The sequence below is a fragment of the Streptomyces alkaliterrae genome (genome assembly GCF_007097205.2).
GTDB classification, from domain to species: Bacteria; Actinomycetota; Actinomycetes; order Streptomycetales; family Streptomycetaceae; genus Streptomyces; species Streptomyces alkaliterrae.
The window spans coordinates 1-15,028 of record NZ_VJYK02000126.1; the positions used below are offsets into that span (position 1 = coordinate 1).

Consider the following 15,028-nt stretch of genomic DNA (forward strand, 5'->3'; position numbering starts at 1 on the left):
GGTCGGTGGGGTTATCCCCACCGACCGGCCGCCGGTGTGTGGTGTGTCGCCGGGGGCGACCCGTGCTACTTGCGGGTGATCCCCTTCCAGACGTTGCCCAGGATCGTCGAACCCGTCTTCGCGACGGACACGGAGTTGGCGATGGTGCCCGCCGCCGTGCCGAACGACCACTGGGCGGCCTTCCGGCCGGTGATCTCCTCGTTCATCGCCATCGCCGCGGTGGTGTGGGCGATGGCGCCGCCGATCGCCGCGACACCCGCCGCAGCGAGCACGACGCAGCCGACGCCCGCGGTACCGGCGCAGACTGCCGCACCGACGGCCACCGCCGCGATACCGATTCCGATGTTGATGCCGAGGTGGACCGCCTGCTGTTTCAGCTCCGTCTTGTTGTCACGGACGTAGTTCTTGGTCTTGTCCCACAGGTTGCTGGCGCCCTCGCCGAAGCTCGAGCCTCCCTGGCCGCCCGCTGTGCTCGCGGCCATGGTCCGTGGCGACGGTCTCTGGCCGATCGCGCTGCTGCGGGACCCGGTGGTGCGTCGTGGCTTCGCCCTGGGACCCTTCGGACCCTTGGTGACGAACCGCTTCTTCGCCACCTTCTTGTACGTCCGGAAGGTCTTCTTCACCTTCTTGTAGGCGACCTTCGCGTACCGCTTGACCGACTTGAACTTCTTCTTCACCACCCGCTTGACCGAGTAGTAGCGCTTCTTCGCCTTGGTGTACGTCCGCTTCGCGTACGACCTCGTCTTCTTGTAGTAGCGCTTGACGCTCTTCTTCGCCTTCTTCCAGTACTTCTTGAAGAAGAGGCCGTCGTCGTCGGAGAAGGTGACCGGGTTGTTGTTCGCGTACGTGTACGCGTTCATGCGCTGGGTGTCGCCGAGGTCCGTCAGCGGGTCGACGCTGATGAACCGGCCCAGCTCGGGGTCGTAGGCTCGCGCGCCGACCTGGGTGAGGCCGGTCGGGTCCTCGGTGCCGCCGACGAAGCCGCGCTGGCCCGGCCAGGAGGTGGCGGCCGCGCCGCGCACCGCGCCGAACGGCAGGCTGCGGCGGGTGGTCACCTCCAGGTCCTCGGCGTCCACGGCGGTGGTGGCCGTGCCGTGGTGGTCGTCGAAGAGGTACTTCAGGTCGTCGCCGACGCGGACGGCCACCGTGTCGTCGCCGTGCTCGTAGTAGCGGGTGCCGGTGGCGGAGGTGCCGCCGCCGAGCTCCAGCTCGTTGCCCTCCGGCAGGTAGAGCGTCACCGTGTCGTCGTGGGTGCGCAGCAGCCGCTGCCCGTCGGCGTCGTGGACGAACGAGGTGACCGTCCCGCCGTCCCTGACCTCGGTGAGCAGGCCTTCGGCGTCCCAGGTGAGCCGCTGGTCACGGCCGCCCGCGCGGCGGGTGGTGGTGTTGCCCGCCGAGTCGTAGCCGTAGGTGTCCTCGGTCTGCTCGGCGCCTGTGGTGGTGACCTTGGTCAGGGCGCCGGGGCGTCCCTCCTTGTCGTAGTGGTAGGTGCGGACGGTGTCGGCCGCGCCGCCCACGCCGTGCCGCACCTCGCGGGTGCGGTTGCCCAGCGCGTCGTAGCGGTAGGAGTGCCAGTAGGCGTCCGGGCCGCCGACCTTCGGTGCGGTCAGGCCGCCCGGCTGCGCGGCGCAGTCGTCGGTCGCGGTCCACGCGTCGGTGAGGCGCTGGAGCGGGTCGAGGGAGAAGCACTGGGTGTCCTTCTCCAGTTCGGCGTCCTGGCCGCGGTCGGTGCTGATCCGGGTGATGTTGCCGGACGGGTCGTAGCCGTAGCGGGTGTCCTCCACCCGCTGCGGTGCGTGGTCCCGGTCGACGGTGAGCCGGGTCAGGAAACCGGTGTGCTCGTCGTACTGGCTGGTCTGGTAGAGCCGCTTGCCGGACGGGCCGAACTGCTTCCGCAGCACCGAGCCCATCGCGTCGTACACGGTGTCGTCGACGAGTACCCGGCCGCCGGCGGTGAGCCGGGTGGCCTGGTCGCTCCCGTCGTAGCGGGTGGTGACCCGCTCGGCGGGCACGTCGCCGACGGCCGGCTGGGCGACCCATTCCTGGGCGCCCGTGTAGCCGTTGTAGCCGTAGCCCCACTCGTAGGTCCCGGCGGCGCGGCCGGCGGCCGACGGGATGACGACCTGGCGGCCGGTCGGCTGGTAGTCGTCGGTGAAGCCGGTGATCCGGTTGACGTACGCCGCGCCGTCCACCAGCCGTCGGGAGCGGTCGAGTTCACCCTTGGCGACCTGGTCGTAGGACCAGTCCGCGAGCAGCTTGTCGCCCTCCTTCAGCGCGGTGTTCCGGCCGAGCGCGTCGTACTCCATGACCTGCGTGACGCCCCGCGAGTCCGTCAGCTGCGTCTGCCGGCCGAGCCGGTCGTGGCGACGGCGCTGGACGCCCTGGTCGGGGTCGTCGGACTCGACCACCATGCCCCGGGCGTCGTAGGTGTACGTCCACTTGTTGCCGGCCGGGTCGGTGATCTCCACCAGCCGGCCGAGCTTGTCGTAGCGGTAGGCCGTCTCCTGGTGCTCGGTGCGGGAGGTGTTGGTGTACTCCAGCAGCCGTACCGGCCGGTCGTGGACGTCGGTGATCCGGGTGGTGGCCTTACCGCCGGCCGGGGGCACGACGGTGGTGCGGTCGCCGCCCTCGTACAGGGTCCTGGTGCGGGTGCGCTCCTCTCCGTACTTCTCCTGGACGGCCTCGGTGACCCGGCCGACGCCGTCGTGCAGCGTCCTGGTCACCGACGGCACCTTGGTGTCGTCCGGCGCGACGAGGGTGCCGGACGGGTTGCCCGTCGCGTAGTAGGAGTCGTAGCTCTTCCAGGTCAGGCCGCGGCTGTCGTAGTGGGTCTCGGTGATGACCCGGCCGGTGCCGTTCGCGGCCGGCATCTGCGTCTGCCGTTCGCGCAGCAGACCGTCGTAGATCTCGTAACTCGTCCTGCGGTCGCCGTTGTTGTTCAGCACGGTGCTGGCGACGACCGTCGGAGCGGTGCGCGAGATCGTGTACGTGTACGCGGCCGACGGCTTGTCGGGGTTGGCGGACCGGCTCCAGCCGGGCTCCCACACCCGCAGCAGCCGACCGAGGCCGTCGTACTCGGCTTCGGTCCGCTTGCCGTTGGCGTCGGTCTCGGCGGTCGGCACGCCGCGCGCCGGGTCGTGGTCGGTGGTGGTCGGGTGTCCCATCGGGTCGGTGACGACGGTCCTGGTGGGCAGGCCGCCGGTCGCCGGGGTGTAGGCGGTGCTGGTGCGGCCGCCCTCGGCGTCGGTGACCCGGGTGGGTCGGCCGTGGCTGTCGTAGACGGTCTCGGCGACCGTCCAGAAGCCGGTGCCGGCGGCGTCCTGCTCCTCCTCGCGGGTGGCCAGGCCCCGGGTGGGGGCGGTGGTCGGCGAGGTCGCGCCGTCGTAGTAGGTGCGGGAGTGGGAGACCAGCTCGCCGGTGGTCGCGCAGGTTCCGGTGGTGACCTTCTCGGTGGCGACGGTCTCGACGATGTTCTTGTCGGTGTTGCGCGCGTAGGTAGTCTCGGTGCAGGTCTCGTCGCCGCTGCGACCGGTGTCGCCGTGGTCCACCACGCGGACCGGCATGCCGAGGCCGTCGAAGGTGGTCTCGGTCTTCGTCCGCCGCCAGCCGCCGTCGCTGACGGGCTCGCGGGTGGCCGTCTCCCGGACTCCGGTCATCCGCGCGGTGAGCGCGGGCAGGCCCTCGCGGGCGCGGGACGCGGTGACGGAGGAGCGCCACGGCACCGAGGTCTCGGAGGAGATGATCCGGTCGCCGTCGTAGACGGTCTCGGCGCGGGTCATCCCGGCGAACTCGGCGGCGTCGTCGACCGTGGCGCCCTCGTCGTCCGCGACCTTCGCGCCCGGCAGACCCCGGAAGTAGCGGGTCTCGGTGCGCTGCCTGGTGCCGTCCTGGCCGGTGCCCTCGGTGGTGCGGACGTGGCCGTAGCCCCGGAAGACGCTGTGGGTGCGGTGCGCCGACTTGGTGAACTCGTCGTCGCTCCTCACCCAGGCCGCGCCGCCCAGGTAGGTGTAGTCGGTGCGCTGGGCGGGCGCGCCGCCGACGTTGTCCTCCTCCAGGACCGTGGTCACCACGTACTTGTGGAACCAGTCCTTCACCGGTTTCCAGTCGGCCGCCGGGTCGTCCTCGGAGTTCCAGTAGACGGGGTAGCAGCGCCGGGTGTTGGACGTCTCGGCGGGCAGGTCGGCGGCGGTGCAGTCCGGCTTGCTGTAGGTGACGCCGAGGGTGCCGCCGCTCTCGGTGTCCACGGCGTGCACCCGGTACCGCACCAGCGGCGGGATGTTGTCGTTCACGCCGGCCACCCGGTTGGGCAGCTGTACGCCTCGGAACGCCACCTCGGGCAGCGTGGTGTCTCCGGTCCCGGTGTGCCCGGTGCGCAGCACGCCGGCAAGCCAGAGCGCGGGGGAGCTGCCGTCACCGGTGGACGGGAACTGGTAGCGCAGCCGCCACGAGTCGACCTTCCGGAAGCCGGAACCGGACCGCACCTCGGTGGTGATCGAGTCGATCTTCTTGCGGCTCCAGAACGACGGTGACGACTTGCCCTTGCAGTCTCCCGAAGCGCAGTGCTGGTCGAACGGCACGTCCGGCCAGTGCTTCGCGTTCTCCTTGGTGAACTTGCCGGGCGCGCAGTCGAAAGCGGTCGTCACCAGGCAGCGCTCGCCCGCGGTGAAGCGGATCCGGGCCGCCGGGTCGGCGTACAGGTCGTTCGACCGCAGTCCGTACTCGATCCGCAGCGGGTGGCCGCCGCGCACGTAGGTCGTCGGCGTGCCGAGCCCGGTGGCGGCGCTCATGTTGCGGGCGTAGCGGTTGGTCTCGGCGCCGTAGTAGTACGCCATCGCGTCCCCGTTGGGGTCGACGACGTAGTCGAGGTTCCAGCGCCAGCCCTGGTCGCAGTGGGAGTCGGCGAACGAGGCCTTGTGGCACGGCTCGCCCTCGTGGTTGCCGTACACGGGGACGGTCCACGTCGAGTTGGTCTCCGGCTTGCCGCTGCTCCAGCCGGGCAGCCGGTTGTAGCCGAAGTAGTAGCGGGTGCCGTCGGTGGTGGTGACGCGCCAGTACTCGCCGTTGTCGTCGCCGTTGCCGCGGGCGGTGGAGCTGAGGCGGGCGACGCGGGTGCCGTCGTCGTCCTTGAGCCGCCATTCGCCCGAACTGTCGTCCCTTACCAGCTCGTTGGACTCGCCGCCCAGGGAGAGCGTGGCGTTGTCGCTGCCCCAGCACAGGTCGCCGGTCTTTGTCCGGTTGTTGCCACCGGAACGGTCGTCGGAGCAGCCGGTGTACGTGCGCTCGACGAAGTTCTCGGTCAGCGTCCAGCCGTCACCGACCGGGTTGGCCTGGTTGTTGGTCGCCGAGGTGCGGCCGTCGACCGCCTGGGATGAGTAGTCCAGGGAGAGTTCGGGGTCCAGGCCGCCGGAGGTCTCCGGAGTCTCCAGCGGGTACGACCAGTTGAACGCTCCGGTCGAGCCGCCGGCCGACCAGGAGCCGGAAGGCGAGAGCGAGGTCTTGCCGAAGGAGCCGCCGGAGCCGGAGGGGGCCGCTTCGGCGGCCAGCAGCATGGGCTGTCCGGCCGTGAGGGTGACCGGAGCGGCCAGCCTGCCGGCCCGCACGTCGTTGCTGACGTCCGGCAGCGCCTCGGCGGGCGCGCAGTTCCCGCCCGCGGAGGCTTCCGAGGGCTTCGCCTTCGGGGCCTTGTCGGAGGTGTCCAGGGCGCAGTCGGGGAGCCGCTTCAGCGTCAACCTACCGGCCCAGTCGCCGCCGTAGGCGTCGCGGAAGCGGTCGTAGTCCACCGTCAGGTCGACGGTCTCGCGGGTGCGGCCGGTGCGTCCGGCGTCCTGCCCGGTGCTCCGGTCGGTGGCTGTCACCCGCAGCAGTACGCCGTCGACGCCGGCCCGCTCCGCGGCGGCGCGGTCCAGGGTCTCCACCCGCAGCCGCAGCGCCGGCCGGTCCGCACGCTCGGCGCGGCGGCCGTCGTGCGCCAACTCGACGGGCAGCGCCCCGGGTCTGGCCTTGGCGCGGGCCTTGTCGGCGGCGCGCCGGTCGCCTCGGCGGACGGCCGGGAGGTCCACGGTCGCCGCCCCGGCCTTCGGCCAACTGGCTCGTGGGCTGCGGCGCGCCGCCTTCCCCGACGCCTCGTCGACGCGGGTGGAGCGACCGCCGGTGACGTCACTGACCGGGACGGGCTTGTCGTGGTCCAGGCCGGGCAGCGCGAGCGAGGAGCGCTCGGCCGCGGCGACCGGTTCCCCGGGCAGCACGGCGGTCAGCACCGCCGTGGCGGTGACCAGGGTCAGGGAGTGCAGTGCGACACGTCTCAGGCCGCGCGGAATTATCCGGCCGCTGCTAAACGGCCGGCTGTTTGAGTTCATTTATTCAGCCGCTTTCAATCGTCTGATTGTGGGCGCGCTGAAACTAGCACGCACGCTACACGGAGAAATCCTGGAATGACTCGTTCCGCTGTGTGGCGCAGATCACTCCGCGCTGCTGCTTGGGTCTCAGGTGGCGCTGGTGGTCAAGGTGTTGACTTTCCGCGCCATGGAGCACGGCATTCCGTTTTTCCTCGTTATTCCGACCGGTGTTTACCTGTGCGGGGAAATAGCTCTAGGGTTCCTGGGCGTTCTTTGACAACACAGGAAGGTGGCTCGATGTCCACTTCTGCGCACAGGTTGAGACGGGCGGCCGGAATACGCCGTCCGGCGGCCGTCGCACTCGCCGCCGCGCTCGGCGCGGCGCTACTGGGCGGACCCGTCGGCGTCGCGGGCGCGGTCGGCGCGCCGGCCGACAGGCTCCCAGGCACCACCGACGCGTCGGACGCCCCCGAGGGCGACGAGAGCACCGCCGCCGCCCGCGACGCCGCGTCCCGCGAAGCCGCGCGCAGCGGCAAGCGGGTCGAGGTCCTCGCGCTCCGCAGCGAGACCGCCGCCGTCTTCGCCAACCCCTCCGGCACGTTCACCGAGGAACGCCACGCCGTCCCCCAGCGGGTCCGCCGGAACGGCCGCCTCCTCGACGTCGACACGCGCCTCGTCGCGGGCCGCGACGGCCTCGCCCCGCGTGCCACCGCCGTCGGCATGCGCTTCTCCACCGGCGGAGACGGCCCACTCGCCGTGATCCGCAGGGACGGCCGCAGCATCGAGTTCTCCTGGCCCGACCCCCTCCCGGCCCCTGAAGTCCAGGACAACACCGCCACCTATCCCGAGGTGCTGCCCGGCGTCGACCTCAAGCTCTCCGCAGGCCCCGACGGCTTCGCCCAGCTGCTCGTCGTGAAGTCGGCGAAGGCCGCCGCCCACCCCCGGCTGCGGCGCGTCAGCATCGGCATGCGCACCAACGGCGTCTCGACCGACGTCGACCGGCACGGCAACATCACCGCCGTCGACCACGCCGGCCAGGAGGTCTTCCACGCGCCCACGCCGCGGATGTGGGACAGCTCCGGCGCGGCCGGCACCGAGCGGCACGCCACGGCTGCTCCCGCCGACCGCGACCGCGGCCGCGGCCGAAGTGCCGCCGCGGGAAGCGAGTTCGCGCCGCCGCCGGGCGCCCGTGAGAGCGCCATGCCCGTCACGCTCACCGACGACACGCTCTCCCTCGTCCCCGACCGGTCGCTGCTGACCGGCAAGGACACCGCCTACCCCGTCTACATCGACCCGTACGTCACCGGCTCCCGCGCCGCCTGGACGCTCGCCTACAAGCGCTACCCCAACACCGCCTACTTCAACGGCAGCGGCTGGGGCAGCGGCACGACCACCGAGGCCCGCGTCGGCTACGAGGGTGAGACCAACCACCTCGGGCGGTCCTTCTTCCGCATGGACTCCCGGAACCTGTGGAACACCGACAAGCAGATCATCAAGTCGACGTTCCGGATCAAGAACACCTACTCGTGGTCCTGCAACAAGCGGCCCGTCCAGCTGTGGCAGACCGGCGCGATCAGCTCCAGCACCACCTGGAACAACCAGCCCACCTGGTCGAGCAAGCTCGACGAGGTCAACGACGCCAACGGCTGGAGCGGTTCCTGCCCCGCCGGCAACATCGCCTTCGACGCGACGGCCGCCGCGAAGCGCGCGGCGAGCGGCAAGCAGAACAACATCACCTTCGGACTGCGCGCCGCCAACGAGAGCGACACCTTCGCCTGGAAGAAGTTCGACGCCAGGTCCGCCGTGCTCTCCACCGAGTACAACACCCCGCCCAAGGCACCCAGCGCCCTCGACACCACGCCCAGCACCCTGGTCGGCGGAAGCTGCACACCCGCCTCCGGACAGCACGTCACCCTGGGCAACACCGACGTCTGGCTCAACGCGAAGATCGCCGACCCCGACGGCGGCACCGTCAAGGCCCGCTTCCACCTCTGGGCCACCGGCAAACGCCACACCGAACCCGGCCTGCTCTTCGACCAGTCCGTCTCGGTGACCAGCGGCAGCATCGCCCGCGTCAAGGTGCCGCGTGCCCTGCTCGCCCAGTACGAGGACGTCTCCGGCGGCCGCTTCTCCTGGAAGGCGCAGGCCTTCGACGACCGCGCCAACTCCGACTGGACGCCGGCCCTCGGCGAACCCGGCTGCCTCTTCGGCTTCAGCGCCCAGCGGCCCAGCAACCCGCCTGCCGTGACCTCACCGCAGTACCCGGACGGCTCCGACGGCTGGCCGAACGAGACCGGTACCGCCCGCACCGCGGGAACGTTCACCCTCGCCCCCGGCGGCGCCACCGGCGTCGAGCGCTACGAGTACTGGTCCGACTGGGACCAGAAGGTGCGTGCCGTCGACGCCGGCCCGGGCGGCACCGCCACCATCCAGCTCACCCCCATGTCCACCGGCCCGCACCGGCTGTTCGTCCGCAGCCTCAACGCCGGCGGCAACCGCTCCGACCTGACCGCCTACCTCTTCTACGCCGACAGCCCCGAGGCCCCCGACCAACCCGGTGACCTCAACGGCGACGGCAACGCCGACCTCTACGGCATCCGCGGCAACGGCGAGTTGCGGCTGTACGCCGGCCGCGGGGACGGCACCCTCGGCCCCGCCGACCAGGTCGCCCCCACGGGCTTCGCCGGCTCGCTCATCACCCACCGCGGCGACTGGACCGGCGACGGCTTCGAGGACCTGATCGAACACCGGCGCGTCGAGGGCGAGACCCGCGACGCGCTCGTCGTCCACCCCAACGACGGACGCGGCCACCTCGGCGAGGACCGCTTCGAACTCAAGGTGTACGAGGACGAGCACCGGCAATGGCAGGGCGCCGACCAGATCCTCGCCATCGGCGACGTGGACGGCCCCCTCGACACCGACGGCGACGGCACCGCCGACGTGCCAGGCCACCCCGACCTGCTCGTCAGGAAGGGCGGCCAGCTGTGGCTGTACTTCGGCGCGCCCTCCGGCTACCTCGACGAGCACCTGGAGCAGCCGCCCGTCCTCATCGGCAACAGCGGCTGGAGCGACTACGACCTCGCCGCACCCGGCGACGTCACCGGCAACGGCCGCGTCGACCTGCTCGCCCGCAACCGCGTCAACGGCAACCTGTACCTCTACGAGGGCACCGGCGACCGCGGTGAGGGCCTGGCCGTCTACGGCTCCCGCACCCACGTCGCCGGTGGCTGGAGCCCGACCGAGCGCCCGCTGCTGGCCTCTGGCGGCGACGCGGACAACGACGGCGTGCCCGACCTCTGGGCCACCACCGCCGACACCGGCGCCGGACTTGTCTTCCACCCGGCCCTTCGGCGGGAGTCGATCGGGGCGCCCAAGGGCGTCGGTACCACCGGTTGGCAGTCCTTCCGTGCGCTGAGCTAGCGCTCACCGGCCGACAACCGAACGGGGGTGCTCACGCCGAGCACCCCCGTTCTCTTTCCCCCGCTGCCGCTGGGCAGGCCCTCAGCCCTTCCCCGGGCCGCCGATGTCCAGGGACACGGGGAGCGTGGCGAACTGCCGGCCCGCCGCGTCGTAGCCGACGACCCGGTAGGACGTGAAGCGCGGCAGCGTGCGGGCGTCGAGGAAGTACGTCCCCCAACCGGGCCGTCCCGGCAGGACGAACAGCTCGGCGGAGTAGGAGCGTCCACCGGCCCGCACCTCGATGCGGCTCGGCACCTCGTCGTGCCGCCACACGCCGTACAGCCACCGGACACCGTCGGCCGTCGAGCCCGTGTAGCCCGAACTCAGGCTACGCTCGCGGATGTTGTCCCCGGTGCCGGTGTCCGGGCCCGAAGGGCAGCCCGCTTTGCCCGGGCTGCCCGGGGCGTCCGGGGCGTCCGCGCTGCCCGTGCTGTCGGGGCTGTCGGGGCTGTCCGGTAGGACCGCGTACTTCTGCCGGCCCTCCTCGCTCATGCACAGCCGGACCCCGGAGGCGAGCCGTACCGGCTCGTCCGGGCTCACCGTGCGCGGCGGGCCCGGCGTCGGTTCGGACTCCTCGGGCGAGGGGGACACCACGGCCGGCGGCGACGGCCGCTCGTCTGCCGGGCGCGGCCAGAACGACACCGCCAGCGGCGCCGCCAGTACCGCCGCCACCGCCACTCCGGCCGCCATCCGGTTCCGGCGGCGACGGGCGCGCCCCGCCCGCACCACCGCGGCCGTCGGCGCCGGCCCCACCGGCACGGCGTCCGCCGCCCGGCGCAACTCGAGCCGGAGCAGGTCGTGTTCCGCCCCGCCGTCTTCCCACCTGTCGCTCATACCCGCTCGCTTGTCGTGAGTTCCGGCAGTTCGGCGCGCAGCCGACGCAGCGCGCGGGCGGTCTGACTGCGGACGGTACCCACGCCCGTTCCCAGCAGCTCGGCCACCTCCCGCTCGCTGCGGTCCTCCAGGTAGCGCAGCACCACGGTCGCGCGCTGGCGCGGCGGCAGCGCGCGCAGCGCGTCCAGCAGGACACCGCGTTCCAGCACCTGCTCGTCGGCGCTGTCCGGCGCCGCCCGCTCCGGCAACCAGCCGGTCAGCCACTCGCCCAGCCGACGCCGCCGCAGCCGGTCGGCGTTCATGTTGATCATGACGCGCCACACGTACGCGTCGGGGTCGCGGGCCCCGGACACCCGCTCCCAGCGCGTGTAGGCCCGGGCCAGTACCGCCTGCACCAGGTCCTCCGCGTCCTGGTGGTGGCCGGTCAGCAGGTAGGCCGTACGCAGCAGCCTCGGCCAGCGAGTGCGCACGAACATGCGGAAGTCGTCCTCCGCGCTCTTCTTCACACGTGTCCCGTGGGTCTTGGGGGTGTCGGGGCTCCGCCGCCGTCCGCCGGGCCTGCCGGTACGCCGTTGCGGCCGGAATGCCGTCGTGGGGGTGTCGCACGGGGAAAGCCGGGTGGGCACCCCCGTGTGCGCCCACCCGGCCGTCCGCGTCCGTCAGCGGATCACCACGGCTTGTGTTCGACGGTGTCGAAGACCCTCCCGTTCCGGTCCACGCCCTCCACGGTGAACTCCTTCTTGCTCAGCCCCCACGCCTTCGGGTCGAAGTAGTAGGTGCCCCAGCCCGGCTTTCCGGGGAGCTGGACGATCTGCGCCGCGTACCCGAAGTTGTCGCCCTTGAAGCGCACGGTGATCTCGCGCGGCGCCTCGGAGAGCCGCCAGGCGCCGGTGATCAGCGTGACCTCGCCGTTCTCCGACTGCACACCCAGGCTCATGCTGCGCGGCCGGATGTCGTCGCCCACCAGGCCCTTGGCGTACTCCACGTTCGCCCTGAACGAGTCCGGGTGCGAGACGACGTAGTTCTGCCGGCCCTGCGGCAGCAGCCCCAGGCGGGTCTCCTCGTTGATCTCCAACGGCTCGTACGGCTCCACGATCCGCACCTCGAGACCGCCGCGCACGGACATGTCGCCGGAGCCGGCGGGCGCCTTGCCTGCCCGCGTCGTGTCTGCCGGCGCCTTGTCGGCCGCGGCGACCGCCGCCGCGCCGGGAACCTTGTCGCCGGACGCCGTCGCGGTGGCCGCACCGGCCAGCAGCAGCGTCGCAGTGGCCGCGGTGGCGACGGCCACTGCGGCCCGACGGGAAACGTAAACCACAGGTGACTCCTCATGGGTTCGCGTGGGGGCCGGCGGACTGCACCGCCTCCACGCTCCGACTTGCTCTGTCACCCCTTCAGACGGGCCCAGCCGCCCGCGACTATGTCAGCCGCCGCCCGCGATCCACGTGACCCGCGCCACAGTCGGGCCGCGAGCGGCCACCGCGCGGAATACCCCGCCACCGACGGGAGGTTTCCGCACTGCTACGACCACCAGCCGCGCCGCCGCCCCTCCCGGAGGACACGCCATGGGCACCGCCAGCCACGTCGTCCGCGCCGAGCCGCGCGGGAACGCGCCGGTCCCGCTCTCCGTGCTCGACCTCGCCGTCGTCGGCACCGGACACACCGCCGGCGACGCGCTCCGCACCACGGTCGCGTTGGCGCGCGCCACCGAACAGCGCGGCTACCAGCGGTACTGGGTCGCCGAGCACCACTCCATGCCCGGCATCGCCAGCAGCTCGCCGGCCGTCGTCCTCGCCCACCTCGCCGCGCACACCGAACGCATCCGCCTCGGCTCGGGCGGGGTGATGCTGCCGAACCACGCGCCGCTGGTCGTCGCCGAACAGTTCGGCACCCTGGAGGCGTTGGCGCCCGGACGCGTCGACCTCGGGCTCGGCCGTGCCCCCGGCACCGACGGAGCCACGGCGGCGGCACTGCGCCGCACCGACCGGCTCGACCAGGGCGCCGACGACTTCCCCCGGCAGCTCGCCGAGCTGACCCGCCTGCTCGACGACGACCTCCCCGCCGGGCACCCGCTCGCCGGAGTGCACGCCGTCCCCGGCCCGGTCCAGGGGCGCGCGGCCGGCGGGGTGCAGTCCGCCGCCCGACCGCCCCTCTGGCTGCTCGGATCCAGCGGCTTCAGCGCCCGCCTCGCCGGCACGCTCGGTCTGCCGTTCTCCTTCGCCCACCACTTCTCCGCCGCCAACACGCTGCCGGCGCTGGACCTGTACCGGTCCTCCTTCCGCCCATCCGCGGTGCTCGACAAGCCGTACGCGATGATCGGCGTCTCCGCGCTGGCGGCCGACGACAAGGCGGAGGCACGCCGCCAGGTCATGACCGGCGTCCTGTCGATGATCCGCCTCCGCACCGGCCGACCCGGCCTCGTGCCCTCCCCCGAGGAAGCGGCCGCCCACGAGTTCTCCCCGATGGAAAGGGAGTTCGCCGACGGCTGGCTCGCCAACGTCGTGCACGGCACCCCGGACGAGGTGCGCGCCGGCCTCGACGCGCTGGTCGGACGCACCGGCGCCGACGAACTCATGGTCACCACCACCGTGCACGGCCCGACGGCCCGCCTACGCTCCTACCAACTCATAGCCGACGCCTACGACATGCCGGCCGCGCCGGACGCCGCCGCGCCTGTCGGGCGCGCCGCCTGACCGCCGCGACCGCGCCTGACCACGCGACCGCGCCTGACCGCCGCTGAACGTTGTGCGCGGCGGGACACGCTCAGCCGCGCCCCGCCGCGCCGCGCGCGCGTTCCGCCTCGTACGCCTGGCGGAGCAGGGCGGGCGCGGCGCGGCGATGTGTGGCGGACAGCCGTGACCAGATCCGGGCGCCCAGCCGCCGCCGGTAGTGGAGCGCGGTCGTCAGCGACAGTTCACGGCCTTGGGCGCGGACGAGAAGGTGTCCGGTCAACAGCGGGGAGCGGGCCGCCAGTTCGATCCAGCCGTCACCGCGTGCGGCGATCCGCCATCCCGCCACGTGCGTCGGCGTCTTGCGCCACCGCAGGCGCAGACCGAGCAACACCCGCCACACGAACTGGCCCCCGAACCCCGCGCTTTCCTCCAGGACGACGCGCGCCCACCGCTCGGGCGAGCCGTCGACCGGCGCCGGGGAGTCGAGGGCGAAGACGTCGATGTAGTCAGGCCGCCGGAAGGCGGCGAGCGCCCGGATGTCGGCGGGGACGTCCAGCACCTGCCCGACCGCGACCCGCGACGTGGAGTCGTCAGGCCCCCGAACCGCCTCTGATCCGTCCTGCATGGCGTGCTCCCTTCCGCGCCCCGCGCATCGGCGAAACGCCTCCCCGGGAAGGTAACATGCATGCATGTACGTATGTGAGGAAGCATGACGACAGCGGGAAAGGCCCGGCGCACCCAGGCCGAACGCCGGGCACAGAGCCGGGAGGCCCTGCTGGAGGCCGCCGCACGCGGGCTCTCCAGGAACGGCTACGCCAACCTGGTCCTCGCCCAGGTCGCCGCCGAGGCCGGCTACACGCGCGGCGCGCTGTACCACCAGTTCGCAGGCAAGGAGGCGCTGGCGCTCGCCGTGGTGCGATGGGTCGACGAGACCTGGACCGCCGAGGTCGGCGCGCCCGCCGCCGCGATCACCGACCCCGTGGAGGCGCTGACGGCGATGGCACGCGGCCACGCCCGCTACTGCCGCCGGGACATCGCCAACGTCATGAACGTCCTCTGGACGGAGTTCGCGGGCCGGGAACACCCCGTCGGCAGCCTCATCACCGAGGTCGTCAACCGGCTCACCACCCAGGTCGCCGAACGGATCGCCGAAGGTCGGCAGAACGGCGCCATCCCACCCGGACCACCGCCCGCGACGACGGCGACGGCCTACCTCGGCGCGCTCGAAGGAGTGGTGAGCCGTCTGGCGGGCCAGGCACCCCACGACGCCGAACTCGCCGAGGCAACCGTACGAGGCGTCCTCGGCCTACACCCCTAGAGGCCTTCCGGCTCGTCCTCCCCGATGCACTCGCCCCGCTGCCTGATCGGCTTGACGAGCCGGCTCAGGTCGATCAGCGCCGCGTCGACACCGGCGACTCCCTGGGAGAGCGAGACCTCCACCGCCGGATCCCGGCCGTAGGTGAGCAGGACCTTCCTGTCACCCTGCGACCTGGCCTCCAACAGCAGCCACTCCACATCGTCCACGGCGACACACGGATCGACCGAAGGCGGCGGCGGACGCAGGCCACACCGCAGCACGACATCCCCAGCACCCCAGACCGCGGCACCCTCCGTGCGCACATCCTCACGTCCCCGCCCGGCCAACTCGTCCGGCAGCCGCTCGAGCAGCCGCGCACACTCCGGCGCGTCCGCCCTCGGAGCCCTCTCCACGTCGAACGAAGGACCCCCCGC

The 15,028-nt window shown here is 72.3% G+C and carries 9 protein-coding genes; 3 read left to right on the forward strand and 6 right to left on the reverse strand.

The window, feature by feature from the left end; genetic code table 11:
• Positions 1 to 65: 65 nt before the first annotated feature.
• Entirely contained in the window at positions 66 to 6,356 is a 6,291-nt protein-coding gene (locus tag FNX44_RS13880; protein WP_143648501.1) for an RHS repeat domain-containing protein, read from the reverse strand.
• Positions 6,357 to 6,632: 276 nt separating this feature from the next.
• Between FNX44_RS13880 and FNX44_RS13885 the strand changes: the two genes are divergently transcribed.
• The gene (locus tag FNX44_RS13885; protein WP_143648503.1) at positions 6,633 to 9,755 is read left to right on the forward strand and encodes an FG-GAP-like repeat-containing protein; all 3,123 of its coding nucleotides are present in this window, start codon (positions 6,633 to 6,635) and stop codon (positions 9,753 to 9,755) included.
• A gap of 81 nt (positions 9,756 to 9,836) precedes the next feature.
• On the opposite strand, the gene FNX44_RS13890 is transcribed toward FNX44_RS13885, so the two are convergent.
• From FNX44_RS13890 to FNX44_RS13900, 3 genes are all read right to left on the reverse strand, one after another.
• Entirely contained in the window at positions 9,837 to 10,628 is a 792-nt protein-coding gene (locus tag FNX44_RS13890; RefSeq protein ID WP_143648504.1) for a hypothetical protein, read from the reverse strand.
• Positions 10,625 to 11,134 (reverse strand): SigE family RNA polymerase sigma factor, encoded by a 510-nt coding sequence (locus FNX44_RS13895; protein WP_143648506.1) that lies wholly within the window; start codon positions 11,132 to 11,134, stop codon positions 10,625 to 10,627. The genes FNX44_RS13890 and FNX44_RS13895 overlap by 4 nt, the downstream gene beginning before the upstream one ends.
• A gap of 161 nt (positions 11,135 to 11,295) precedes the next feature.
• Complete coding sequence (locus tag FNX44_RS13900; protein WP_143648508.1) at positions 11,296 to 11,943, reverse strand: hypothetical protein; 648 nt, start codon at positions 11,941 to 11,943, stop codon at positions 11,296 to 11,298.
• Positions 11,944 to 12,190: 247 nt separating this feature from the next.
• Here FNX44_RS13900 and FNX44_RS13905 point away from each other — a divergent pair, with 247 nt between their 5' ends.
• Positions 12,191 to 13,318 (forward strand): LLM class flavin-dependent oxidoreductase, encoded by a 1,128-nt coding sequence (locus FNX44_RS13905; protein ID WP_143648509.1) that lies wholly within the window; start codon positions 12,191 to 12,193, stop codon positions 13,316 to 13,318.
• A gap of 70 nt (positions 13,319 to 13,388) precedes the next feature.
• On the opposite strand, the gene FNX44_RS13910 is transcribed toward FNX44_RS13905, so the two are convergent.
• A complete protein-coding gene (locus FNX44_RS13910) occupies positions 13,389 to 13,922 on the reverse strand; it encodes a hypothetical protein (RefSeq protein WP_228449878.1) in 534 nt (177 codons plus the stop codon).
• Positions 13,923 to 14,006: 84 nt separating this feature from the next.
• Here FNX44_RS13910 and FNX44_RS13915 point away from each other — a divergent pair, with 84 nt between their 5' ends.
• Positions 14,007 to 14,615, forward strand: coding sequence for a TetR/AcrR family transcriptional regulator (locus FNX44_RS13915; protein WP_143648511.1), 609 nt, complete (start codon positions 14,007 to 14,009; stop codon positions 14,613 to 14,615).
• Here FNX44_RS13915 and FNX44_RS13920 read toward each other — a convergent pair.
• Positions 14,612 to 15,028: DUF3515 domain-containing protein (locus FNX44_RS13920; protein WP_143648513.1), on the reverse strand; the 417-nt coding region annotated here is incomplete at its 5' end. The genes FNX44_RS13915 and FNX44_RS13920 overlap by 4 nt on opposite strands.